The sequence below is a fragment of the Bifidobacterium sp. ESL0820 genome (assembly GCF_052606235.1).
Window position 1 is genome coordinate 1,666,365 of sequence record NZ_CP199594.1, and the last position, 22,712, is coordinate 1,689,076.

At 53.7% G+C, this 22,712-nt stretch carries 19 protein-coding genes and 1 pseudogene; 10 read left to right on the forward strand and 10 right to left on the reverse strand.

Annotation, left to right across the window (positions count from 1 at the left end; translation table 11 throughout):
* Positions 1 to 7: 7 nt before the first annotated feature.
* A complete protein-coding gene (locus ACUIAH_RS06510) occupies positions 8 to 1,297 on the reverse strand; it encodes a class I SAM-dependent methyltransferase (protein ID WP_306221500.1) in 1,290 nt (429 codons plus the stop codon).
* Positions 1,298 to 1,486: 189 nt separating this feature from the next.
* Between ACUIAH_RS06510 and ACUIAH_RS06515 the strand changes: the two genes are divergently transcribed.
* Entirely contained in the window at positions 1,487 to 1,888 is a 402-nt protein-coding gene (locus tag ACUIAH_RS06515; RefSeq protein ID WP_445340737.1) for a DUF4186 domain-containing protein, read from the forward strand.
* Between the two features lie 42 nt (positions 1,889 to 1,930).
* Here the strand turns inward: ACUIAH_RS06515 and ACUIAH_RS06520 are convergent, their stop codons facing one another.
* From ACUIAH_RS06520 to ACUIAH_RS06535, 4 genes are all read right to left on the reverse strand, one after another.
* Positions 1,931 to 2,554 carry a TetR/AcrR family transcriptional regulator gene (locus tag ACUIAH_RS06520; protein WP_045925014.1) on the reverse strand — a complete coding sequence of 208 codons (624 nt, stop codon included), beginning with the start codon at positions 2,552 to 2,554 and terminating at the stop codon, positions 1,931 to 1,933.
* A 187-nt stretch (positions 2,555 to 2,741) separates the two neighbouring features.
* On the reverse strand, positions 2,742 to 3,572 hold the full coding sequence (locus ACUIAH_RS06525) for a carbohydrate ABC transporter permease (protein WP_445340738.1): 831 nt from the start codon (positions 3,570 to 3,572) through the stop codon (positions 2,742 to 2,744).
* On the reverse strand, positions 3,572 to 4,477 hold the full coding sequence (locus ACUIAH_RS06530) for a carbohydrate ABC transporter permease (RefSeq protein ID WP_445340739.1): 906 nt from the start codon (positions 4,475 to 4,477) through the stop codon (positions 3,572 to 3,574). Before ACUIAH_RS06530 ends, ACUIAH_RS06525 begins: the two co-directional genes overlap by 1 nt.
* Positions 4,478 to 4,512: 35 nt before the next feature.
* Positions 4,513 to 5,826, reverse strand: coding sequence for an extracellular solute-binding protein (locus ACUIAH_RS06535; RefSeq protein ID WP_445340740.1), 1,314 nt, complete (start codon positions 5,824 to 5,826; stop codon positions 4,513 to 4,515).
* Between the two features lie 151 nt (positions 5,827 to 5,977).
* Here ACUIAH_RS06535 and ACUIAH_RS06540 point away from each other — a divergent pair, with 151 nt between their 5' ends.
* Positions 5,978 to 7,936 (forward strand): right-handed parallel beta-helix repeat-containing protein, encoded by a 1,959-nt coding sequence (locus tag ACUIAH_RS06540; RefSeq protein WP_445340741.1) that lies wholly within the window; start codon positions 5,978 to 5,980, stop codon positions 7,934 to 7,936.
* Positions 7,937 to 8,152: 216 nt separating this feature from the next.
* On the opposite strand, the gene ACUIAH_RS06545 is transcribed toward ACUIAH_RS06540, so the two are convergent.
* The 4 genes from ACUIAH_RS06545 to ACUIAH_RS06560 form a co-directional block, all read right to left on the reverse strand.
* A complete protein-coding gene (locus ACUIAH_RS06545; RefSeq protein WP_445340742.1) occupies positions 8,153 to 9,847 on the reverse strand; it encodes an MFS transporter in 1,695 nt (564 codons plus the stop codon).
* A 528-nt stretch (positions 9,848 to 10,375) separates the two neighbouring features.
* On the reverse strand, positions 10,376 to 11,269 hold the full coding sequence (locus ACUIAH_RS06550) for a 3-hydroxyacyl-CoA dehydrogenase (protein ID WP_445340743.1): 894 nt from the start codon (positions 11,267 to 11,269) through the stop codon (positions 10,376 to 10,378).
* 206 nt (positions 11,270 to 11,475) lie between these two features.
* Positions 11,476 to 11,871, reverse strand: coding sequence for a VOC family protein (locus tag ACUIAH_RS06555; RefSeq protein ID WP_445340744.1), 396 nt, complete (start codon positions 11,869 to 11,871; stop codon positions 11,476 to 11,478).
* 170 nt (positions 11,872 to 12,041) lie between these two features.
* The gene (locus ACUIAH_RS06560; RefSeq protein ID WP_445340745.1) at positions 12,042 to 13,088 is read right to left on the reverse strand and encodes an NAD(P)-dependent alcohol dehydrogenase; all 1,047 of its coding nucleotides are present in this window, start codon (positions 13,086 to 13,088) and stop codon (positions 12,042 to 12,044) included.
* A 217-nt stretch (positions 13,089 to 13,305) separates the two neighbouring features.
* On the opposite strand from ACUIAH_RS06560, the gene ACUIAH_RS06565 reads away from it, so the two are divergent.
* The gene (locus tag ACUIAH_RS06565) at positions 13,306 to 14,193 is read left to right on the forward strand and encodes a helix-turn-helix domain-containing protein (protein ID WP_445340746.1); all 888 of its coding nucleotides are present in this window, start codon (positions 13,306 to 13,308) and stop codon (positions 14,191 to 14,193) included.
* Positions 14,194 to 14,589: 396 nt separating this feature from the next.
* Here the strand turns inward: ACUIAH_RS06565 and ACUIAH_RS06570 are convergent, their stop codons facing one another.
* Positions 14,590 to 16,461, reverse strand: a complete 1,872-nt coding sequence (locus ACUIAH_RS06570; protein ID WP_445340747.1) for a PfkB family carbohydrate kinase — start codon at positions 16,459 to 16,461, stop codon at positions 14,590 to 14,592.
* A 339-nt stretch (positions 16,462 to 16,800) separates the two neighbouring features.
* Here ACUIAH_RS06570 and ACUIAH_RS06575 point away from each other — a divergent pair.
* From ACUIAH_RS06575 to ACUIAH_RS06605, 7 genes and pseudogenes are all read left to right on the forward strand, one after another.
* Positions 16,801 to 17,451, forward strand: a pseudogene (locus ACUIAH_RS06575) (ECF transporter S component); the annotation flags it as partial.
* A 122-nt stretch (positions 17,452 to 17,573) separates the two neighbouring features.
* Positions 17,574 to 18,392: an energy-coupling factor transporter transmembrane component T gene (locus ACUIAH_RS06580; RefSeq protein ID WP_198199447.1), complete on the forward strand. Its 819-nt coding sequence runs from the start codon at positions 17,574 to 17,576 to the stop codon at positions 18,390 to 18,392.
* Positions 18,389 to 19,234 (forward strand): energy-coupling factor ABC transporter ATP-binding protein, encoded by an 846-nt coding sequence (locus tag ACUIAH_RS06585; protein ID WP_445340748.1) that lies wholly within the window; start codon positions 18,389 to 18,391, stop codon positions 19,232 to 19,234. Before ACUIAH_RS06580 ends, ACUIAH_RS06585 begins: the two co-directional genes overlap by 4 nt.
* Positions 19,231 to 20,055 carry an energy-coupling factor ABC transporter ATP-binding protein gene (locus ACUIAH_RS06590; RefSeq protein ID WP_445340749.1) on the forward strand — a complete coding sequence of 275 codons (825 nt, stop codon included), beginning with the start codon at positions 19,231 to 19,233 and terminating at the stop codon, positions 20,053 to 20,055. Before ACUIAH_RS06585 ends, ACUIAH_RS06590 begins: the two co-directional genes overlap by 4 nt.
* Entirely contained in the window at positions 20,048 to 20,749 is a 702-nt protein-coding gene (locus ACUIAH_RS06595) for a phosphoribosylanthranilate isomerase (protein ID WP_445340750.1), read from the forward strand. Before ACUIAH_RS06590 ends, ACUIAH_RS06595 begins: the two co-directional genes overlap by 8 nt.
* A complete protein-coding gene (locus tag ACUIAH_RS06600) occupies positions 20,742 to 21,713 on the forward strand; it encodes a carbohydrate kinase family protein (RefSeq protein WP_445340751.1) in 972 nt (323 codons plus the stop codon). The genes ACUIAH_RS06595 and ACUIAH_RS06600 overlap by 8 nt, the downstream gene beginning before the upstream one ends.
* Positions 21,713 to 22,690, forward strand: coding sequence for a nucleoside hydrolase (locus tag ACUIAH_RS06605; RefSeq protein ID WP_445340752.1), 978 nt, complete (start codon positions 21,713 to 21,715; stop codon positions 22,688 to 22,690). The genes ACUIAH_RS06600 and ACUIAH_RS06605 overlap by 1 nt, the downstream gene beginning before the upstream one ends.
* Positions 22,691 to 22,712 lie beyond the last annotated feature (22 nt).

Genomic DNA, 22,712 nt, shown 5'->3' on the forward strand with positions numbered 1-22,712 from the left:
AGATCAACTAGCGATCCCACCAAGGACGCAGCGGGTAGGTGTCCGTGCCGGTCTCGGGATCGGGCTTGATGCACTGGAACTGGTGTATTTGAATGTTGTCGAGCTCGAAGTTGAGCCGCGCGCCGGCCATGTACAGGCCCCAGAGACGCGCCTTGGGCTCGCCCACCATGGGCTTGGCCTGGCCCCAGTGCTCCTGGAGGTTCTCAGTCCAGTGCTTGAGGGTCAGCGCATAGTGCTGGCGCAGGTTCTCCTGGGTGATGACCTCGAAGCCGGTGTCCTGGATGGCCAGTTCGATCTCGGCCGGGCTGGCCAGCTCGCCGTCCGGGAAGATGTAGCGGTCGATGAAGCCGCCGGCCCGCTTGTGGTCATGGGAGTTGGTGCGGGTGATCTGGTGGTTGAGCAGGATGCCGCCCGGACGCAGCTTGTCCATCATCTCTTTGAAGTAGGAGGGGTACTGCTTGTAGCCCACATGCTCCATCATGCCGATGGAGCAGATTCCATCGAATCCGGACTCGGGCACGTCGCGGTAGTCCATCAGCCTGACCTCGGCCAGATCCTGCAGGCCCTCCTGACGAATCCAGTTCTGAGCCCACTCGACCTGCTCCTCAGCCAGAGTCACGCCGATGACGTGAATGCCGCGGCGGGCGGCCGCGATCTCCATGGAGCCCCAGCCGCAGCCCACGTCCAGCAGACGGTCGCCCTTGTTCAGGTGCATCTTGTCCAGGACCATGTTGAGCTTGTGCCACTGAGCGTCCTCCAGGCTGTCGTCCTCCTTCTCGAAGACGGCGCAGGTGTAGGTCATGGAGGAGCCCAGGAAGAGCCGGTAGAAGTCGTTGGACTGGTCGTAGTGGTAGCTGACGGTGGCTGCGTCGCCCCGGCGGGTGTGGGGACGGATGCCCTCAGTCAGTCGCTTGGCCAGGGAGGGCCCTTCGATGGCCGGCGGCTCGGGTACGCGCACCCCGTGTGAGAAGACGGCCGCAGCTGCCCGGGCCAGCTCCATCTTGCTGGGATGCTTGACGAAGTGCTTGAGGCCCATCAATTCCTTGAGAACCTGGTAGGGGTTGCCTGGCAGCAGCTCGGGAGAATCCAGATCGCCCTGCAGGTAGGCCCGGGCCAGACCCAGGTCGTTGGGATTTTCCGTGATGTAGTACATGGCACGGGAATTCTTGACTTCCAGATGCAGCGGCGCTTGGTCCTGCCCGAAGACCGACCCATCGAAGGCGGTCACCTGCACAGGCGCGTCAGGGGTGAGGAAGAGCCCGATCATCTCGGCTACAGTCATCTTGCTTTTGGCCATGAAGCCCCCTTGTGTGACCCGGACATGACCGAACATGGCGGGTCTGGTAGTTAGTGGATACAAGTACTGTCTTCACCCTACCCCTGACACTGGTCCCTATCAGTGTCATGTTCAATGAATTATTCCGCATGGGAAACCTTGCCTGGGTACAGACTCTTTGGTAAGGCTGAACAGGGAGGCGAGCAGGAAATGACCAGCAGCGGATCAGCGTCGGCCGGGGCAGATGAGGCCTGGATTCAGCACACGCTTGCCAGATTGGGACATTCGCGCTTCCGGTCCGGTTTCTCCCTTTCGGCCAAGGATCGCGCCTACGCCCGCGCCAAGGGCAGGGATACCATCGACCGCCACGCCCATGAGATGCTGGCCAAGCGTGTGGGGCCTGCCCACCCTTTGAAGGACGGCAAGCAGACCCCCTACCGCGGGCATCCGGTCTTCACGGCCCAGCATGCCACGGCCACCTGCTGCCGCGGATGCATCGAGCGCTGGCACCACATCCCGCGCGGCCGGGCTCTGACCGATGCAGAGGTTGATGCTCTGGCCAGGCTGGTCATGGCCTGGATCGAGCGCGATTTGGTCAATCATCCGGCTTGATGCTGATGTTGCGATATTTCTATCGCCGATAATGGCTGTGGGTCAGTCGGGAATGATGATGTTGATGAAGCGTTTCCATTCATCAACAAAATCCATGGTTTTGCCGCCTGTCAGCCACCGCAGCTGGAGCCCGTCCATGGCACTGAGCGTTTGCAGGGCTATTCGGTCGGGGTTCTCAAGCCCGTCCCTCTTGGCAACGTAGGCATACTCGTGAAGAACCTTCTGCTCACGATCGAGAAAGAACTGGTGGGCGGGATGGTTGTCTTCCAGGGATTCGCCTTGAAGGACGATATACAGACTGACCAATTGAGGGCGGGAGACGTTCGCCTCCACAGTTGCAGTGGTCAGGGTCTTGAGACTGAAATTACCGTGGTAGCCCAGCCCATCTGAAATATCGGTTTCCTCACTGACTCCAAGGCGCTTGGCGATGGCTTCGGCGTTGATGCTGTCCGCATATTCCAGGGTTTTGACGAGAAGTTCCTCTTTGGACTTGAAGTAGTACAGAAGTCCTGCCTCAGTCACTCCCTCAGCTTCCGCTACATCACGTATGGTGAACCCCCAGAAGCCGAACTTGGAAATACAAGCGATTGTCGATTTCAGAATGCTTGTTCTGCGCTGGTCGGCCGACATTCGCGGTGACGAAGTAGAACGCTTTCGCCTATTCATTGGTCATCCCTCTGAGAAAGTCGACGTGTACCAACAGCATTGTATCCGTATTTGATTTACGCGATGCAACCACTTATATCAGGATAATCCGTCAACCGGCAATGCATTGTCCGAACAAACAGGGGCCAAGCGGGAAACCGTTCCGCTTGGCCCCTGTCCGTTCTTTCAGCTGGGCTGACTTTGAGGATTATTTGCTGAACCCTGCTGTCAAGCCTGCAACCATCTGTTTACGACCGAAGATGTAGGCTGTCAGGATCGGCAGCACCGAAATAACCACTGCTGCCAGTATTCCAGGTGTATCCACTGTGAACTGTCCCTGGAAGAGCCAGAGCGACAGGGGTATCACGCGGTTATCTGCAGACTGGGTCAGAATCAACGGGAAGAGAAAACCATTCCAGACGTTCAGACCGTCATAGATAGCTACTGTGATGATTGCGGGCCTGACCATCGGAACGGCGAGCTTCGTCATGGTCGTGAACTCGCTGGCCCCGTCCACTGACATGGCTTCGAAAAGAGACTGGGGTATGTCTCTCAGAAAGTTGGTCAATATCATTACCGAGATGGGGATCGCAAAGGCCGCTGACGGCAGGATCAAGGCCCACAAAGTGTCATAGAGGCCAATGCGGATAATGAGGTAATACACCGGGATGATCACGGCCTGCATGGGTATGGCCAGGCCGGTGATGATGAATTTGTAGACCCCGCGGGACCACTTGTCGTTTCTGCGCACGATCATGTAAGCCACCATGAAGGTGACCAGCAGAATTATGGCTACGGTGACGACCGTGACGAAGACCGAATTCCAGATATACCTGAGGAAATGATTCTGGAAGACTCTTCGATATGCGTCAAAAGTGACATGGCTTGGCAGCGAAAGCGGGTTTTGGGAGAACAGATCGTTCTGATTTCGGACCGAGGTTACCAAAATGTAGTATACGGGCACAACCACGACGGCCAGCCAGATCCAGCCCAGGAATCCTCCGACGATGTTGATTTGCTTTCCTTTGATTCTGATCATCAGACTCCCTCCATCTGGCTTTCCATCTTGTCGGAACCCGATAGCTTGTTGAGCAGGAGCGATATGACGATGCCCATGACGAGGATGATGACTCCCACGACGCTCGCCCCGCCCATGTCATAGCTCTTGAAGCCTTTGAGATACATGTCCAATGGAAGAATGCGCGTGGCATTTCCCGGACCTCCTGCGGTCATGACATAGACCAGGTCGAAATAGGTCAGCGATCCCACAATCATCAGGGTCGAATCGGTGGCAAAGGTATATTTGATCTGCGGCAGGGTGATGGAGAAGAACTGGCGTACAGTCCCTGCTCCGTCCAGCATGGCTGCCTCATACAGGCTTTGGGGTATCTGCCGTACAGCACCCTGATAGAGCAGTGAATGCAATGGTATGAAGCACCAGGAAACCACAACGATCAGGGTCCAGAGGGCGGTGTTGGGATCGCCCAGCCAGTTGTGCGCGAGCCACTTCCATCCAAAAGCTTTTCCAAGACCGAATTGCGGATCCAGAAGATTCTTGAAGGCTATGGCGACCGCAGTGGACGAGAAAAGGAGCGGAATGAAGTAGAACACTGACAGGAAGGCCCTGTACCGCTGCTTTCCTGCCATGAAGACACCCAAAAGGATGCAGATGGGAGTTTGCACCAGCCAGCTGACAACAGTGAGTATCACAGTGAGCTTCAGACCGTTGAGCACCAGCGGGTCATGGAGCATTCTGATCCAGTTGCCGACGCCATTCCATGTAACCGCCCCCAGTCCGTCCCAGTTGGTCAGGGACAGGATGACCACACCTACCAGGGGAATTGCCGCGAATAGACCGAACAGCAGCAAGGCCGGCAAGGCGTACCATAATGACGGCCCCTTGTGCAGGGTCTTCTCCGCGCTCCTTTGATGTGTTTTCCTCATAGCGCTCCTCTCATAGTTTGTTTGTACCTTGGGAGCTATTTGATCGTTTTGTTCATCGCCGAAACGAACTGATCAGGAGACATGGTATTCAGGAACACCTGCTCCAGATTGTTCAATATGGCCTGGCCCTGTTCAGAGGGAAGCGCAACATCCCAGGAGAGCTGATAGTGTGGCGCCTTTTTTACGGCCTGGTACAGCCAGGGGTAGTAGCCTGAACCATCGTCAGCTGCTTTGATCTTGGAATCGATGTTTTTTACCGGAGGGACCTGCCCCTGCTTGAGCATGGCATCGACCATGGTGTCGGAATAGTTCTTGGTCTTGATGAAGTCTACAAAGGTCTTCTTCTGTTCTTTACTGGCCTTTGACGAAAGCTGCCAGTAGCTGGACAAATTTCCTGTCAGGTCATTGGGGTCGCCCTTGCCGTCCTGGACGGTCGGGAAGGGGGCGTAGCCCAGATCCTTGGAAGTGAAGTCTTTGCTGATGCTGATCAGGTCCGAATACACCCAGGACCCCATGAGTTCAAAGCCCGCCTGTCCAGTGGTGATGAGTGCAGTGTCTTTCCTGTCGTCGGCGGTCAGGGACTGGTAGGAATCGCCGAAGGCACCTGCCTTGACCAGCTCCTGAATCATCGCCATGGCCTTGGTCACCGCAGGATCGCTCCAGGCGTCTTTCTTGCCCTTGAGCACATTGTCGAAGACTTCAGGGCCTCCGATGCGGTCAACAAGGTATGCGGCCCACATCAGGTATGGCCACTTGCTGCCGCCCGCCAGGGAGATGGGGGTCTTGCCTGCGGCTTTCAGTGCTGAGACGTCAGCGACCAGTTCGTCCCATGTTTGTGGGGCCGAGTCGATGCCCGCCTCCTTGAGCACTTTCTTGTTGTAGAACATCAGAACAGGCTGGGCCTGTCCGGTAGGTACGGCATAAAGCTTGCCGTCTCGGAAACCTTCCGCCGAAACCGAGTCAAGCACCTTGCTCTGAATATCGGTCTTGAGTTCTGGGGTCAGATCGGTGATTGCCTTGCTCTTGGCGTAGTCGGTCAGCGGCGACCCTCCCCAACTGGGGAAGAAAGTAGGGGCGTTGCCTGAGCCTACTGCAGTGCGGATTTTCTCCTTGTAAGCGTCATTGGCAAAGCTTTCCTCGCTGATCTGGGCATCCTTGTGGTCCTTGTTCCATTCCTTGAAGGCATCCTTTACGGGATTCCAGGGTGCATCCGTCATAGCCCAGGTCGTCACATTGGCGCCTTCCGCCTTGCTGCCCGACGAGTTTCCGGGCTGGGAACCGCAGGCGGAGGCTCCCAGTAGCATGGCCGTGGATGCTATGGCTGCAATGAGTTTGCCCGATTGTTTCATGTCAGTCTCCTCTTTGAGTCCTATCTTCTCTTCGTTTTGGCTGAGTCCCGACGGCTTCCGTCGTCGGGAGTCGATGATTACTATATACTTAGTAATTACTAAGTGCAAATTAGTTCATTGATTTAATTCCCGTATCTTCAAGGAGGAAATAATGAGACCAGACACTGGGAGCAGGGTTCTGCACGTGAAGGAAGGCTCTGATGACTGCGGCGATGGCAGCGAGGAAAGGCCTTTTCGCAGCATTCAGCAGGCAGCCGATGTGGCCCTGGCCGGCGATGTGGTCATGGTGCATGCTGGCACATACAGGGAGAGCGTGAATCCAATCAACGGCGGAAAGGATCGGTACGACCGGATCACCTATACTGCCGCTCCCGGCGAGCATCCGGTGATCAAGGGTTCAGAGCGTGTCAGCTGCTGGCAGGACCGCGGGAATTCAGTGTGGACGGCCGAAATCGACAACAGCCTGTTTGGAAGCTTCAACCCCTTTGCAACCCCACTCAAGGGTGATTGGCTGGAACGGCCGAGTACATGGAATATGACTCTCGGCGAGGTCTATATCAATGGGAAGTCGATGTACCAGGCTCCGGACGTGGAGTCGGTGCGCAATCCCCAGATGCGCAAGACCGGTTTCGGACCCGACTGGGTCAATGAGGAGGAGCCGGTGGCTCATCCAGAGGATACGGTCTATCAGTGGTACGCACAGGTCGGGGATCGGACAACCTGCATTTGGGCGAATTTCCAAGGGTATGATCCGAACGCCAATCTGGTGGAGATCAATGTGCGACCGACCTGCTTCTACCCGCTGCGTACCGGCATCAACTACATAACAGTAACCGGGTTCGAGATGGCCCAGGCTGCCTGCCAATGGGCTCCCCCCACGGGTGACCAGCAGGGTCTGATCGGCACCCACTGGTCAAAGGGATGGGTCATTGAGGGAAATGATCTGCACGATGCCAGGTGCAGCGCAGTTTCTCTGGGCAAGGACTGGTCCACTGGTGACATCGAATCCACCCGGTGGGGGTACAAGCCCGGGTATCAGACGCAATTGGAGACGGTTTTCCGCGCTCGTCATGCCGGGTGGGATATGGAGACCGTCGGTTCGCATCTCGTGCGCAATAACCATATCCACGACTGTGGCCAGAATGGAGTCGTAGGGCATCTGGGTTGCATCCGTTCGGTGATCGAGGACAATGACATCCATGACATTGGCAATAAACATGAGTTCTTCGGCCATGAGATAGCCGGCATCAAACTGCATACCGCAATCGATGTGATTATCAGGCATAATCATATCCATGACTCCACATTGGGAATCTGGCTGGATTGGGAGGCCCAGGGGACGCGGGTGAGTTCGAATGTTTTCAATGACAATATCCGTGATTTTATGATTGAAGTCACTCACGGCCCCTGCCTGGTCGACAACAATGTGTTCGCCTCGGCATACAACTTGGACAATGTGGCACAGGGCACCGCTTTTGTGCACAACCTGTTCTGCGGGTCCGCCCAGCGCCGCGATGTCCTCAACCGGTTCACTCCCTACCATTTGCCGCATTCGACCACTGTCGCTGGCACGGCCTGCGTCTATGGAGGCGACGACCGGATCTATCAGAACATATTTGTGGGAGGAGAAGCTTATCTGCCTGGGGTGACTACCAGGGGGACAGAGACCTATGAGGGGTGCCCAGGCAGCATGGACGAGTACCGGGACCTGGTTCATGCTCATGGTCCCGGGGATCTTGAGCTTTTCGAACGAGTGAAACAGCCTGCCTATATTGACCGCAACGTCTATCTCAATGGTGCGCAGTCATGCTCTCAGGACATCGATGCCTGCAAGGTTTCGGATAATCCGAGATTCAAAGTCGCAACAGACCGCGACGGATCTGTTTGGCTGGATGGGGAATTGCCTGAGGCCATGTTCCACATGGGTTGCTGCATTGTTGACACCGCCATGTTGGGAGCGCCGCGTATGTCCGAAGAACGGTATGAGGCCCCGGATGGCAGCCCGATTGCCATAGATAGGGACCTGACTGGCATCGCTCGTGGGGATGCCCCGGTGCCCGGCCCTCTTGAGGAGCTAACACCAGGGAAGAATCATGTGCGGCTTATGTAGGAGTTGAATCACGGATGGCCTGAAGCCAGAAAGAGTGGATGGAAGCTTCTTCGAAACTCCATCCACTCTTTCCGTTTGAATGCCGAGGGATGTCGTCATGGACTGAAAGGGGCAAAGGCCTCGGACCTGGGCGTTGACGATGACCTGTCTGGTGGCTGGGAGGAGACTACCCTTCTTGGCGCATCGGCTGAGGAAGCATGTCAGGCTCACGGAGTGCTATGACTTCGTGGGTTTCGTTGAGGGTTTAGCATCCTTCGGTTGTTTTACCTCACGGGCTTTCTTGTCTCCAGAGCGGGGAATGCCCAGAAGTTTGCGAGTCTCGGCAACCAGCTTTTTCGGCGTCTTGCGCACTCCGCTCTCTTCGGCATCCTTGATGATGGTCTTTACGTCCAGATCGGGGTTGCGGTCCTGTGTGGCCACCAGGTCGCGTGCCTCCTGCCGGTTGAGCACGGTGGGCAGGGTGCCAGGCATGGGGCGCCGCGCGGTCTCCGCCAGGAAGAGCACGGTGATCAGACCGCAGGTCGAAGTGAACATGATCCAGTAGGCGGGTGCCAGGGACTTGCCGGTCGCGGTCACCAGTCCTTCCATGATGACAGGTGCGGTTCCGCCAAAGACGGCTACGGCCAGGTTGTAAGACAGTCCCATGCCGCCGTAACGGGAGGCAGTGGGGAAGAGGGCCGGCAGGGTGGAGGCCAGGTTGGCCACGAAGAAGATGACCGGGATGGCCAGCAGAACCAGTCCGCCGAAGACGGCACCTGTGGTCTCATGCTCCAACAGTCGGAAGGCCGGCAGGGCCAGGCACAGTCCGGTGAAGGCCCCCATGAACAGCACTTTCTTGCGGCCGAAGCGGTCGGAAAGGGCTCCGGTAATGGGAATGCAGCAGGCCACCATGAGCAGGACCGGCAGGGAGAGCAGGTTGGCCTGGGCCGTGTTGTAGTGCAGGGTGCCCGACAGGTAGGTGGGCATGTAGGCGGTCAGCGTGTAGCTCAGGGTGTTGGCCGCGGCCACCAGGATGAAGGCCATGAGCAGCTCCCGCCAATAGCCCCGGATCAGGTCCAACAGGCTCTTGTGCTGGCTCTTGGTCTTCTCGTCGCTGGCATCCTGGGCCTGGCGGAAGGCGGGGGTGTCCTGGACCTTGGCCCGGAAGTAGACCGCGATGGCAGCCAGCGGCAGGGCGATAATGAAGGGGATGCGCCAGCCCCAGGCCAGCATGGCCTGCGGGGAGATGGAGAATTCCAGCAGTGAGACCAAGGCTGCTCCGAAGGCGTAGCCCAGGTAGGATCCCACATCCAGCAGGGAGGCGAAGAAGCCGCGATGCCGGTCCGGGGAGTATTCGGTGACCATGGTCGAGGCGCCCGCGTACTCGCCGCCCGTGGAGAAGCCCTGGATCAGCTTGAGCAGGATGAGCAGAATGGGCGCCAGGGGACCGACGGACGCATAGCTGGGTAGAAGGCCGATCAGCAGGGTGGCTGCGGACATGCTCAGCAGAGTGAAGGCCAGAATGCGCTGGCGGCCGACCTTGTCGCCAAGCTGGCCCAGGACCACGCCGCCCAAAGGCCGTGCGATGAAAGTGACAGCGAAAACACCTAGGGAGAAGAGCCGTTGCACGGCATCGGATGCGTCAGACAGGAAGACGCGGCCGATGGTGACTGCCAGGTAGCCGTAGACCCCCACGTCGTACCATTCCATGAAGTTGCCGACCACGGTGCCGGCGATGGCCCGCTTAAGGGTGGACCTGTCCACCACGTTGATGTCGGTCAGATGCAGGCGCTCGCTCCAGCCCCGGTGCGGTCGCTGGTTGCGCTTCTTGGCCTTGCGCTTGGCGATGGCTTTAGCCTTTTTGTCCTGCTTTTGCTTCTGCTTCTCGTCGGTACTGTATCCGTCAGTTGAACTTGTGTCGATTTGTGCCATTATTCCTTCTCGGGCTCTGGGCCGTTATGCGGATCGAGTGTCTTTGTGTGCCTCAGCGGTCTCCTATCAAGTGTCTTTTGAAAAATGTCATAAACAACCATTATAACACTTAGGTTATTTGCTGTTAGTTTGAGGGTAGACTGACATGCCTGTGCCAGGATAACGCCCTATAGTGGTTTATCATGATTGTTCGATTGGCCAAGGCTGATCTGAGCGCCTACCTTGGCGTTGAATAGTCATCAGCGTTATTAAATAAATTAAAGGAAGAACCATTCGACTTTTGCTATAAATGGTGATCAGAGCACACATTTTAGAAAATCAGTAGTAAGAATAAGAGCCATCTCTCATAATCGAGATTGTGGTTTTGACTAATAGTGTGGCCCGGCGGATCCGCTCAACGGGAGCCGCCGGGCCTTGATGAATTCTTGCTGAGTTTTAGCCCAACAGATGAGATATATGAGAACTATCTAATCTGGCCCTATTGTATCGAGCCAAATTGTGTTGCATCTGGGCAATCAGTCAGTTGAATCACGCCTTCAGGAAGTTGGGATCCTGGAATTCGGGATTCGGATAGTGGTAGAAGCCTTGTCCGGATTCTTGCCCCAGCTTACCTTCGTCGATCATGGCCTTGAGCTTCTCAAGCAAGGGCTTTGCTTGGGGGTTGTCGCCCTGGCGCTGGCTGATGATGTTGTAAGCAGTGCGCAGTCCGACCATATCGAAGATAGCAAAGGGTCCCTTGGGGGATCCCATGGCGATCATCCAGGTCTTGTCAATGGTTTCTGGGTCGGCTATGTCGTGGGCCCAAAGCATGCCGCCTGCGCCCATGAAAGGCATCAGGAGTGAATTAAGCACGTAGCCTGGTTGTTCCTTGTGCAGCTCAATAGGCACCATGCCGATTTCTTTAGCAAACTCTACGATTTCCTCGTATACGGCGGGATTGGTCTGGCTGCTGCCCATGATTTCCGCAGTGTTCATCAACCAAATCTGGTTGGCGAAGTGGAGGTTGAGGAATTTCTCAGGGCGACCAGTGTCTCCGGCGAAGGTGCTGGGCACATAGGTGGAGGAGTTGCTGGCGAAGATTGTCTTGTCAGGAGCAACCTTGGCCAGGCTGGTATAGAAGTCATGCTTGATCGACGGCTTCTCAGGAATTGCTTCAATAACCAGGTCCGCATTGGCGACGGCAGCGTTGAGATCTGAGGTGAAAGTCAAGTTCTTCAGACCAGCATCGAATTGTTCGTCGGTTGCCTGGATATCCCGCTTGTAGGAATCCCGCAGAGCGTTGACACGTTTCTCTGCTGCTGCCACTGCATCATCGTTAATGTCGTATACAGTGACTTTCTTCCCCTTAAAGGCCGTCTGATAGGCAATCTGGCTTCCTAGCACACCGCCACCAGCGACGGTAACTTGCGTTATATTTGTCATGCGAAACTTCTTTCGTCATTGGTATCCACCGTCGGATACACACTTCAATCTTAATACAGCGCTGTTCTCATGAATTTGGTGGTTTTCGGCAGGAATGGCGTTTTTTGGCCAAAATAGACTGTTTACTCCAGACATAGTCGCTGATAATTTTGTATTATTTCTCACACTGTCAGCTAGCCTGAGCGGGCATAGGTCCATAGGTCGGATCAGCAGATCTGGCAGAATTCAATGGTCTCCCTGTTGGGTCCATAGATGTTGAAGTACCGAATCCCCTTATCCCAGAAAGTAGGAATGGATTGAATACTGTCTTCCTTGATCTCCAGCCCCAAATCTTTCGCATTCTGGTAGGCGGCGTTGATGTCTGGGGTGTCCAAGGCCCAGTGGTTGATAGCTCCCGTATTCATCGGCGCCTCGTCGCCTTCCCATGTTTCGATGGTCAGATGCCCGTACCGAAGGAAGGCACAGCGGTTCTCTTTATTGGGGAATATTCCTGCTATTTCGAAGCCGAGCTTGTTGGTGTAGAAATCAATTGTTTCGTCCAGATTCTTGGCGATCATACCCGAGTGCTGGAGGTCTGTAGTGAATGAAGACATGGGCTGCATGGATTGCTCCTTTGAAAATCTGTGTGCGATGCTGGGCACGTTCCAGTTCAAGAATAGGTTGATGGTTATAGATTACTGTTTGGCTTGCATAGAGGAATATGGATCGTCTCGAGATGACGGCTTAGGCAGAAGGTCCTCTGGTGAATTGTGCAGGGTTTTGCTGCCGCTCTTTAATGATTCTGAGGTACCTCGATCTGGATTTTGACGTCTTCGGGGTGACCCTCGGCAAATCTGTCGAAAGCCTCCTTGGCCTGCTCCATAGGATAGGTCCGGGAAACGAATGGTTTAAGCTCGATCTTGCCGGCGGCCACCATGTCTATTGCTTTCTGATAGACGTTGGCGTAGCGGAATACGTTTTCGATTCTAGTCTCGCGCGCTTGGACTTCCGTGACGTCCATGGGTATCTTTCCGTCGGCAGGAATGCCAATGATAACAGTGGTGTTGCCAGGAGCTCCCAGTCTCCAAAGATCATCGTAGGACTTAAGGTTTCCTGAGGCTTCGAAAACCCGGTCTGCACCCCAGCCATCCGTTTCCTCCATGACTCTGTCGAGGAAGGATTCCTCTTTCAAGTTAACAGGAACGACTCCTGGGATGCTGGCTGCCAGCTCGAGCTTATCCTGTGAAACATCGGAGATCAGTACTTTAGCGCATCCGCCTGCTATGGCTGATGCTGCTGTCAGGAGGCCGATTGTTCCAGCACCCGCTACGGCCCCAATGTCACCGGGTTTGATGCCAGCCTTAGTGGCAGCCCACATTCCCACTGACAGTGGTTCCATCAGGGCTCCGTCTTCGTAGGTAAGGTTGTCTGGTAATTTGTAGGTGAAGGCAGCCGGATGCACAATTTTCTCGCTCAGACACCCATCTACAGGCGGAGTGGCGAAGAAGCGGACAGAAGGGTCAATATTATACAAACCGAGTTTTGCGGCCCTGGAGTACATATTAGGAATGCCCGGTTCCATGGCTACTCTATCGCCAACCTGGAACCCCTTGACTCCCGGCCCCACCTCTAGAACCGTGCCAGAGGCCTCATGCCCAAGAATCATGGGCTTTTCAACCACGTATTTTCCGACGCGTCCGTTCAGGTAATAGTGCGCGTCAGATCCGCAAATGCCTACGGTATGGGGCGAAATCAGCAGCTCGCCAGGACCTGGGGCCGAAGGGTCCGGTACTTCTCGAACATTGATGACGCCTTTCTTTTCAAGGACGACAGCTTTCATAATCATGCTCCTTTGCCAGAGTGAAAGTCTTGATGTCAATGCAGCATCTGTGTGATTTCATCTTAAGGTCGACCAGGTGTGAGAAGAGGTGCTCTGATAACCAATTCTGATACTATTTTGATTCTTTGCCCTTAGAATGAGCAGGATAGCCTTTTCTGCGCCGTGCAGAGGCTATTGAAAAGCCGCTTTCCTGTACGTGTTGAAGTCGGGTGAGTATATGAGTCATAACATCATCGACCAAGGATCCTTGGAGGTCGTTGTGCCCAAGGGGAATGAGTCTATCCGATGGCTCGAACACGGGTATCCATCAACCTTGGCCAGGTGGCATTATCACCCTGAGATAGAAATACACCTGATTCGCGAGAGCATGGGGACCATGATGGCAGGTGACGGAATGGTACCCTTTGCTCCAGGCCAAGTATCCCTCTTAGGCAGTAATGTTCCCCACAATTGGATTTCCGAGATTGGGCCGAATGAGAGAACAAGCATACCAAATCGTGATGTGGCTTGTCAGGTGCTTCCTAACCGGATCCAGGCCCTGGCGCAGATTTTTCCCGAGGCCATGCAAATACTGACGCTGTTGAGGCGGGGTGACCAAGCCATTGTGCTTAGTGGTCAATCCGCCGGTAGAGTGGCTTCTATCTTGACCGCCATGGGTGCGCACCATGACTTGGATCGGCTCATCGACCTTCTTGAAATCTTCCGCATCTTTGTACAGGCTCCACGAGGGGAGTGGACAACGGTAGTCACACCGGGCTACCAGCCTGAGGCTTCGCCGGGAATGGCGAAACGAGTCAATCAGGCCCTTGCTTATATAAAGACCCATATTGGAGACCGAATCACCCTGGAGGATGTGGCAGCCCAGGTGGCTATGGATCCGTCGTCATTTTCACGGTTCTTTAAAAGGGCCGCAGGGATTAATTTTTCAGAAATGGTCTGTCGTTTGAGAACGGCTCGTGCTTCGCTCCTTCTGGTCACCACAGATCTGCCTATTGCGCAGGTTAGGATCATGAGTGGATTCAGGAACGCGGCTAACTTCAATCGTCGCTTCAAGATGGAAACGGGTACCACTCCGCGCGCATATCGGCAGGCGCATTACCATTAGAGCCAGTTGACTGCCTTGTGGGCGATTGCATCCGATCTGTTTCTGCCTTGATTTTCTATCGTCACCGAGTATAAGGCTGGTGAAGGAATCCCCTAGATCAAGCTCAGTATAAAAGCATAGGTAGCGTTTTTTCTTTTAAGATTCGCCGAGATGTCGCAGCCGGTATTCATGCCGGTAAGGAAAGTTGTTTTTTGATATGCTACATTAAGCCGTTGAATACGACCTCTTGATTGAGAGTCGGATATTGGTCTTGAATTTATTTCAACGCCTCTGACGTCGAATCGGTTAGGATAACAGCGTGGTCACGTGGCATGCGTTGTTGACCAGAGCAAGCTGCATTCACAACCGTTAACCGATAAGGTCGGGAGCCCGCAACAATATTTGGCAGTAGCGCTGTTAAGCCAATAGGGACTTTAGCTGTCCCCTGCTGATCAGAGAAGGAATGGCACCTTCGTGAGCAACGCTGAAACCTGCAGCAAGATTGGCTATGTGCACGGCTTCTTCCAGAGTGCGGTTCTCCAAGAGGCAGGCTGCAAGACAACTGATGAAAGCATCGCCTGCGCCCGTATCATCGATGACCCGGGTTTGCTCTGCTGGGAAGTGCTTATGGTTGTTCTCGGTAACTAGAACGCAGCCTTGATCGGCCAGCGTGACTATCACAGTTCCGACGCCTTTTGATATGGAGTATTGTGCCTTCTCGATGATAGAACCTGGTTGCGGAAACAGTGTCTCGATTTCATTTTGATTGGGAACAAGAATATCGATTAAATTAAGAATATTATCGGGAAGATGTGAGCATGATGAGGGTTTTAGAATCGTGATGGCGTGATGTTTTTTCGCCATCATGCAGGCTTCTTTTACTGCCTCGAGCGGGATTTCAGTTTGTATTAAGCAGTAGGCTGTGTTGCTGAAGATATGCTCTCTTCCATCAATATCGTCAGGCGCTAAAGTGCTATTGGCTCCCGATACCAGGGAAATCATCGATTCGCCATTGTTGTCGACAAAGATATAGGCTTTGCCGGTATCGGTTCTTTTGATTCGCATTACACCTGTGGTGTCAACATGAAATCTATTCATGGCCTGGTAGATGAAGTCGGCCGAGATGTCACTGCCTACGTTGCCGATCAAAGAGACATGATGTCCTAGCTTTGCTACACCTACGGCTTGGTTGGTGGCTTTGCCGCCAGGCGTTGAGGCGAAGTTGCGTGTCGTGACAGTCATTCCAGGCTTAGGCAGTGTCGGCGTAGCAAGATATGTGTCAACGTTGATGCTGCCGATCACGACAATCTTTTTATGCCGCATGTTAGGCGGCTGGCTTATGGTGTGTTCATTGTCCAGGATGAAAAGGTGTTTGAATTCTGTCTGTTCGGCTTTATTGTGTTCGATTGTGTTGATCAGTCTGGAGCACAGATGAGTTCCAAAGTCCGCGTTCCTCATGTTGTAGGAGGATATTTCTGGTATGCCGGGATAATGCAGGGGTTCATCGGAATCGTTTCTGAGGGTGACCAGTGAAAAATCCTGAGGAAGGCGGTAATGAAGGGATTGTGCATACTGTTGCAGCTCCACGGCATGCCGGTAGTGTGACGCGACGACACCTGTGACGTGGCGGTTTTCCATGACTGTGGTCAGGTTATCGTCAATATCGTAGAACACCATATCGTTGTGGAAGGCAATGTTGTTCTCGAAAAGGCAGCGACGGTATCCTCTCAGGAAGCTTTGAGTCCGTCTGCCAGGAGATAGAAGACAGGCGATGTTGCTATGGTTTCGATCCATGAGTTCCTGCGTCAGGTTATATGCCGCTTCTTCATATGGAAGCAGTGCAGATCGATCGTCGCCTAGAGGGCCAATGGTGAGCTCGGGAATTTTTTTCGCTGTGATGGTTTTATTGAGTTTTAGGCTGCTTTTATCAATCGGCTCCCAGATTATCCCGTCCACACGGTGCTCGATCGCAGCCTGAATATTCTGTTCTTCCTGCTCGTGGCTCGAGTAGCTGTTGAATACCAGTGTTCCATAGCCGCTTGCCTGCGCTTGCTGAATGATGCCATCCAGGGTTGAGTCAAGGGAGATGGAGGAACTCAGCAGCACGCCGATGCGCCAGCTGGTCGTATTGGGCTTAGACGACGCGTAGGGAGTATAGTGATATTTTTTTACTAAATCAAGTACTTTATTCCTTGTCGCTTCTGTGATACTCGAGTCTTTATGATTGACAATTTTTGAAACCGTTGAAGTGGAGACGCCTGCAAGTTTGGCAATGTCCTTAATATTCATGGATCTCCTTGCCCAATCCTGTACTCCTGCGCCTTGCGTGGTCGTTACCAGCAATATGCTGCCACATCTGGATGGACTCTCAGTTTACTCGGACACTCGCACCAGTTTTATTATCGTTGTCTTGCCGAGCCGGTCGGTAGTTTGCGTGGAAGGTTTACCTGTCAGTATGTCGTCGCTTCTGGATTGGGCCTTCCGAATTTGACACACGTTTTGACGGCTGATAGTCTCTCTGACTGAGAAAACATTTTAGGAAAATCATTTCCTAAGATACGCAGGTTAGATGACTTGAGACATTGATTACCTGGAAAGACAAGTAGTCAAGGACCAAAGGTGGCGCAGATGATGAAGTCAAAATCGTTTTTGAGGGGAATCGCTGCACAGTTTTCCACGAAATCATTGGTTCTGATTCCTATCGCGGTGGGGATCAATCTTATCGGCGGCACATTGAGCTCAACACTGAAACTTCCGCTCTTTCTGGACATGATCGGCACTACGGTCATAGCCTGCTTGTCCGGTCCTTGGGTGGCTGCTCTATGTGGATTGCTGACCAACGTCTTTCTGTCTCTGGTTGCTAATCCTGTCTACCTGCCTTATGCGCTATCCAGTGTCCTGTGCGGCCTGGTGGTTGGCTACATGGTCAAGGCTGGACTTTTCAAGAAGATCTGGGGCGTCATACTTGTCTGGTTGGCCTGCGCCTTGGTCAATACCATAACCGCTTCGTTAGTGACGGTTTTTGTATACGGCGGTGCAACCGGCGTTAATGGCACTTCCGTACTGACGGCGGCTTTGGTGGTCGCTATGAAGAATATCGTTATTTCCGTCGTCTCCTCTTCAATGCTGGAGAACTTGGTCGATAAGGGAATCACCGTATTCATCGCTTATGTCATAGTGCGTCGAATTCCCAAGCGGTTCTTGAGCCAGTATGCTCTTGATGATACTGACGATGACGAGTTGGATGACATCGATGAGGACGATGACTCGGATGAAGATTCGTCTGAAATGTCCGTGAAGCTTTCCGAGACGGCGACTGATCATGCTGAGGACACTGCTTCGGAATCCGTCGATGGCCATGATGTGACAAGCACTGGCTCGAACAATCAGGGAGAGCGCTGATGTCCGGGTCTGCTTCTGCCGCTATACCTGACTCGCCCTTAGCGCGAATGCATCCCATCGCGAAAATCGTAGGGATTTGTTCGCTTGGTCTGTCCACGATAGCATGGCCGGACTTTATCCTTGGGTTGCTTTTCATCCTCGTGCTTTTCTTGGCGGCAGCAACAGCGCATGAGTTCAAGCCGTTCGCCAAGATCATGCTTGGTTTCGGCATACCGGTGACGATCATGCTGCTCTTCATCCAAGGTTGCTACAGTCCCAAGAACACCAAGACCATACTTGATTTGGGTTTTGCAAGGATGGGGCTGGAAGGCAGTCTTTACGCAGCCAAAATAGTGGTCACCCTTATGGTTTTCCTCGGGTCTTTCTATCTGACGACCAAAACCACGTACATGGGTCGTTTGGTAGCTGCATTAAGCCAAGTCGGCGTTCCGTCCAAAGTTGGTTACCTGATACTGGCGAGCTTGAATGTTGTCCCTCAGATGCAGCGCCGAATAACGGTTATCGAGCAATCCCAGCACTCTCGTGGGTTGGAAACAAGCGGGAACATCATTTCCAGGGCGAGAGCTTTCATACCGCTGCTGGGCCCGGTGGTTCTTTCTTCACTGACTGACTCTCAAGAGAGAGGCATGACATTGGAAACCAGGGGGTTTGGCATCAAAGGCATTCGCCAGACCAGCTATATTGAGGTCCAGTGGAGGCGGACAGACACCCTGTTCACTGCATGTGCCACGCTTCTTTTTTTGCTGGTACTGGCAGGTTCCATCATGTCAGGCATGGGGATCGTTCCCCTTGGCATTCAGTGGGGAGGCCGGGCATGAGAAAAGCAATTGAGGTGAAGGATTTCTCATTCCGCTATCGAAATGCCTCGTCGAGTACGTTGAAGCGCATCAGTTTTGCAGTTGACAAAGGCAGCTTTTTCTGCATCATCGGTGCCAATGGAGCTGGAAAATCTACCCTCTGTAATGCACTGGTCGGATTGATCCCGCACTATTTCGTGGGTAGGTCTAAAGGGCTGGTCCAAATTGAGGGTGTCGATGTGGCCAAGACGACCATAGCTGAATTGTCGAAGACCATTGGATTGGTTTTCCAGAACCCCTTCAATCAGCTCTCCTATACAGCCGGCACAGTGGCTGAGGAGCTTGCATTCGGCCTAGGCAACTATGGAGTGCCGCGGGAGGTCATGCATGAAAAAGTGCTTCAGGTGGCGCGCCTGATGCATGTGGAAGAGCTGCTCGACAAAAACCCCCTGGACTTGTCGGGCGGGCAGGTCCAACGAGTGGCGTTTGGCTCTGCTTTCATCATGGAGCCCAGCATCCTGGTGCTTGACGAATGCACTGCTCAGTTGGATCCCTTGGGAAGCGAAGAGATGTTCAATATCGTCAAAGACCTGAATTCCAGTGGCGTGACTGTCGTCATGGTTGATCATGACATGGAACGCGTCGCGCAGTATGCCGACCAGGTCATGGTGATGCGGAAGGGCAAGGTTGCCGCCCTGGGAACACCAAGGGAAGTATTCACCAACCCCCGTACGCCGAATTGGGGCATTGATGTGCCTGACTATGTCAAGTTGGGCAGAGGCCTGCAGTCTGCTGGTTTTGATCTTGACGAGTTGCCCATTGATGAGAGTCATGCTGTGCAGACAGTCAGGGGTTTGCTATGAAAATTGTTGTCGAACACCTGAAGCATGCCTATCCGAATGGCTATTGCGCCCTGCAGGATGTCAACCTGACCTTTGAGGGCAGCCAGCCTGTGGCCTTGATTGGTCAAAACGGTGCCGGCAAGACGACCTTGGCCAAGCATCTGAATGGAATACTCAGACCCACTTCTGGTCGAATATTGATCGATGGGGTCGATGTCGCGACTGCGCAGACAGCTCAATGGGCCCGAAAAGTAGGGTATATCTTTCAGAATCCAGATGACCAGCTGTTTCTGGATAGTGTGCGCAAGGAATTTGAATTTGGACCCCACCAACTCGGTGTGAGCCATGAGGAGATCGAGCACAGGACAACCAGGATCGCGGAATTGGTCGGGCTGGAGAAGAAACTCGATAGCCATCCCTTCGATTTAAGTCCCACCGAGAAGAAATTCTGCGCTATCGGTTCTGTACTCATGATGAATACCGGAGCCTTGGTATTTGATGAGCCGACTTGCGGACAGGACAAGATCGGGAATGACCGCCTGGCAGCCATTATTTCAAGACTGAAAGATCAGGGCAAGCTATGTATCGCGATTTCGCATGATATGAAGTTTGTCGCCCGGAACTTTCCTCGTGTGGTCCTTATGCGAAAAGGACAGGTTCTTTTGGCAGGAAGCAGGGAAGAGGTCTTTGCGCGCCAAGAGATTCTGCAGAAGGCCTATGTGGCGCCCCCTCCAATCACGCGGGTGGCGCAGGAAGTTGGCATGGCCAAACCAGTTTTCACTGTTGAAGCATTCACCGAAGTCATTCGACAAGCAGGACAGAAAGGAAAAGAACGTGGCTAAGGTCATCGTCCAAATCTACGGCATCAGAAGCGTTGAGGATGCACGAATGGTCATCGACGCAGGGGGTGACCATCTTGGCGTCTCCTATGGAAGCATCAAACGTACTCCAGGCCAGCTCGATTGCGAACAGGCCAAGGCGATATTTGATGCCATAGGTAACGATGCCGTCAAGGTCGGTCTTACCGTTGCTGAAGATATTGACGAAATCATCGACAACCTTAACGAAGCCCTGCCTGATGTCCTTCATCTTTCCGGTGACATCGATGCTATCGAACCCGAACAGATACGTGTTCTCCGCAAGAGGTTCCCGTCTTTGCGAATCATGCAGGCCATCCCAGTATTGGCCGGCGTTCCGCTGGATGAGCAAAGGGTGCTGGAATATGTCAAGGAATACGAGCCGGTTTCGGATTTCTTCCTCATCGACACCAAGGCGCCCGAGGCCGGAGACATCGGTGCAACCGGTCTGACTCATGATCGCAGCATCGACAAGGCCATCATCGAGGCAACCGAGGTCCCCTGCATCATTGCCGGCGGACTTGATGAACAGAATGTGGCTGAGGCAATAGCGCAGACAGACCCCTATGGAGTGGATTCGTTCAGCTTCACCAACTATTCCGATGAGCGGGGTGATGGCCTTCACTGTAAAGATCCCCAGAAAGTCTTAGCTTTCGTCCAGGCGGCGCGCGATGCCTGAAGTAGCGGTTGTCGGCGATGCCAATGTGGACATCATCGTTCCATATCCACGCTTTTTAAATCCAGAGAGGACCAAGGTCGAATACCCGACTCCAGAAGTCGTAGGAGGGGGTACTTGTGCCAATACTGCAGTAGCGCTTTCGAGACTGGGCCGCGATGTGCTCTTTGCTGGGACTGTGGGCGATGATTCTTATGGCCGCTTTACCAAGAAAGATTTGATAGAAGCCGGGGTGGATGTTGACGGATTGGTAGTTGATCGAAAGGTCAATACTGTCGGTGTTTTCGCTTTCATCGATGAAACTGGTGAACGGTATCTCTGGGGCTGGCCGAGAGATCATCAATCCTTCAAAGAACTGGATTGGGACAGGCTTCCTATGAAGAAGCTCGCCGAGGTCTCCTGGATACACAGTTCAGGCATGTGCTTGACCTATGCGGGTAGTTCTCGAGACAGTATCATCCGCTTGTTCGCCTGGGCTCGTGAGCGTGGAATCCGTACTTCACTGGATCTGAATCTTCGCGTAGATAACGGAGAGCTGGATTCCGACCTTGCTGGTGCTTTGAATGAGATCTTGCCTCAGGTGGATTATTTGCTCGGTTCAGGTCCTGAAGAATTTGCTTATCTGGGTCAAGATAACTGGAGGGAGAACGCCAGGAATCTAGCCAGCAATGGCCATGTGGTGGTCGCGCGTGATGGCAGTCGGGGTTCCGTCGGATTTGTCCAGGGGAACGCGGAGATCAACGTTCCTGCTTTCAAGGTCGAAGTAGCAGACACCGTCGGCGCTGGAGATACCTACAATGCAGGTTTCATCAGTGCCATCCTGTCCGGCGAAGAACTCACGGGGGCGCTGAGACAGGGAAACGCTGTATCGGGCTATGAGGTCGGCCACAAGGGCGCTCGGCATTGTCCCGACATTCAACAGCTTGACGATTTTTTCAACAATCACGAATTACTCAAGGAGGAATAATGAAGAAAAAAGTAATCCTGGACTGTGATCCTGGACATGATGATGCTTTCGCGATGATGCTGGCGGTCCAGAACCTGGATGTGCTGGGCATTACGACGATTGGTGGCAACTGCACACTGGAAAACGTCACGCGGAATGCCATCAAGGTTTTGGAAGTCATCGGCCAGGCTGACAATATCGGCGTTTACCCTGGCCATAGCAGGCCAACGGTCATGCCTCTGATCACAGCTCCTCAGTTCCATGGGGAAACCGGACTGGATGGTCCCGTTCTGCCCGAGCCTACCCATTTGCCGCAAGACAAACATGCAGTCGACTTCATCGTTGATACGGTCATGAGCACTGATGATGTAACCCTTATTGCCACGGGACCGTTGACCAATATCGCTGCTGCCCTTAATCGCGAGCCGCGCATGGTCGACCGCGTCCGTGAGATTTGCATCATGGGTGGATCGGTGACTTTCGGTAATTGGACTCCCACTGCTGAATTCAATATTTATGTTGATCCCGAGGCCGCTTATCGTGTCTTTAATTCTGGCATTCATGTCAAGATGACAGGGATCAATCTGACGAGGCAGTGCTGTCTGACCGAGAAGCATATTGCAGATTTCCGGAATATTGGCACCAAAGCTGCCAACTTCGCTGCTGATTTGACCGAGTACTTCCTGAAAACTTGCGAAGACGAAACGCAATTGACAGGAGCCACCATTCACGATGCTTGCGCAGCGGCCTGGATCATCAATCCTGATCTCATCAAGTCGGCTCCCATGCATATTGATATCGAGCTTAAGGGTGAATTGACCAGGGGAATGACGGTATGCGATTACCGGCACCTGCGTGGTATCGATCCGGCTGTCGACATCGAGCGTACGCCGCAGATGGATTTTCGCGGGGAGCAACCCAATGCGGAGGCAGCGCTTGAATTGGATTTCCCTGGTTTTGTGGATCTGCTGTACAAGACGCTACGTCAGTATGACTGAAAACTAAACGACAGGAATTAGG

What these genes read in the sequence shown, in the direction of transcription:
- ACUIAH_RS06570 (WP_445340747.1), bottom strand. Translation starts at nt 16,461, where the DNA reads ATGAATATTAAGGACATTGCCAAACTTGCAGGCGTCTCCACTTCAACG.
- ACUIAH_RS06590 (WP_445340749.1), top strand. Translation starts at nt 19,231, where the DNA reads ATGAAAATTGTTGTCGAACACCTGAAGCATGCCTATCCGAATGGCTAT.
- ACUIAH_RS06600 (WP_445340751.1), top strand. Translation starts at nt 20,742, where the DNA reads ATGCCTGAAGTAGCGGTTGTCGGCGATGCCAATGTGGACATCATCGTT.
- ACUIAH_RS06555 (WP_445340744.1), bottom strand. Translation starts at nt 11,871, where the DNA reads ATGCAGCCCATGTCTTCATTCACTACAGACCTCCAGCACTCGGGTATG.
- ACUIAH_RS06560 (WP_445340745.1), bottom strand. Translation starts at nt 13,088, where the DNA reads ATGAAAGCTGTCGTCCTTGAAAAGAAAGGCGTCATCAATGTTCGAGAA.
- ACUIAH_RS06545 (WP_445340742.1), bottom strand. Translation starts at nt 9,847, where the DNA reads ATGGCACAAATCGACACAAGTTCAACTGACGGATACAGTACCGACGAG.
- ACUIAH_RS06550 (WP_445340743.1), bottom strand. Translation starts at nt 11,269, where the DNA reads ATGACAAATATAACGCAAGTTACCGTCGCTGGTGGCGGTGTGCTAGGA.
- ACUIAH_RS06580 (WP_198199447.1), top strand. Translation starts at nt 17,574, where the DNA reads ATGTCCGGGTCTGCTTCTGCCGCTATACCTGACTCGCCCTTAGCGCGA.
- ACUIAH_RS06605 (WP_445340752.1), top strand. Translation starts at nt 21,713, where the DNA reads ATGAAGAAAAAAGTAATCCTGGACTGTGATCCTGGACATGATGATGCT.
- ACUIAH_RS06540 (WP_445340741.1), top strand. Translation starts at nt 5,978, where the DNA reads ATGAGACCAGACACTGGGAGCAGGGTTCTGCACGTGAAGGAAGGCTCT.
- ACUIAH_RS06530 (WP_445340739.1), bottom strand. Translation starts at nt 4,477, where the DNA reads ATGAGGAAAACACATCAAAGGAGCGCGGAGAAGACCCTGCACAAGGGG.
- ACUIAH_RS06525 (WP_445340738.1), bottom strand. Translation starts at nt 3,572, where the DNA reads ATGATCAGAATCAAAGGAAAGCAAATCAACATCGTCGGAGGATTCCTG.
- ACUIAH_RS06520 (WP_045925014.1), bottom strand. Translation starts at nt 2,554, where the DNA reads ATGAATAGGCGAAAGCGTTCTACTTCGTCACCGCGAATGTCGGCCGAC.
- ACUIAH_RS06585 (WP_445340748.1), top strand. Translation starts at nt 18,389, where the DNA reads ATGAGAAAAGCAATTGAGGTGAAGGATTTCTCATTCCGCTATCGAAAT.
- ACUIAH_RS06510 (WP_306221500.1), bottom strand. Translation starts at nt 1,297, where the DNA reads ATGGCCAAAAGCAAGATGACTGTAGCCGAGATGATCGGGCTCTTCCTC.
- ACUIAH_RS06535 (WP_445340740.1), bottom strand. Translation starts at nt 5,826, where the DNA reads ATGAAACAATCGGGCAAACTCATTGCAGCCATAGCATCCACGGCCATG.
- ACUIAH_RS06565 (WP_445340746.1), top strand. Translation starts at nt 13,306, where the DNA reads ATGAGTCATAACATCATCGACCAAGGATCCTTGGAGGTCGTTGTGCCC.
- ACUIAH_RS06515 (WP_445340737.1), top strand. Translation starts at nt 1,487, where the DNA reads ATGACCAGCAGCGGATCAGCGTCGGCCGGGGCAGATGAGGCCTGGATT.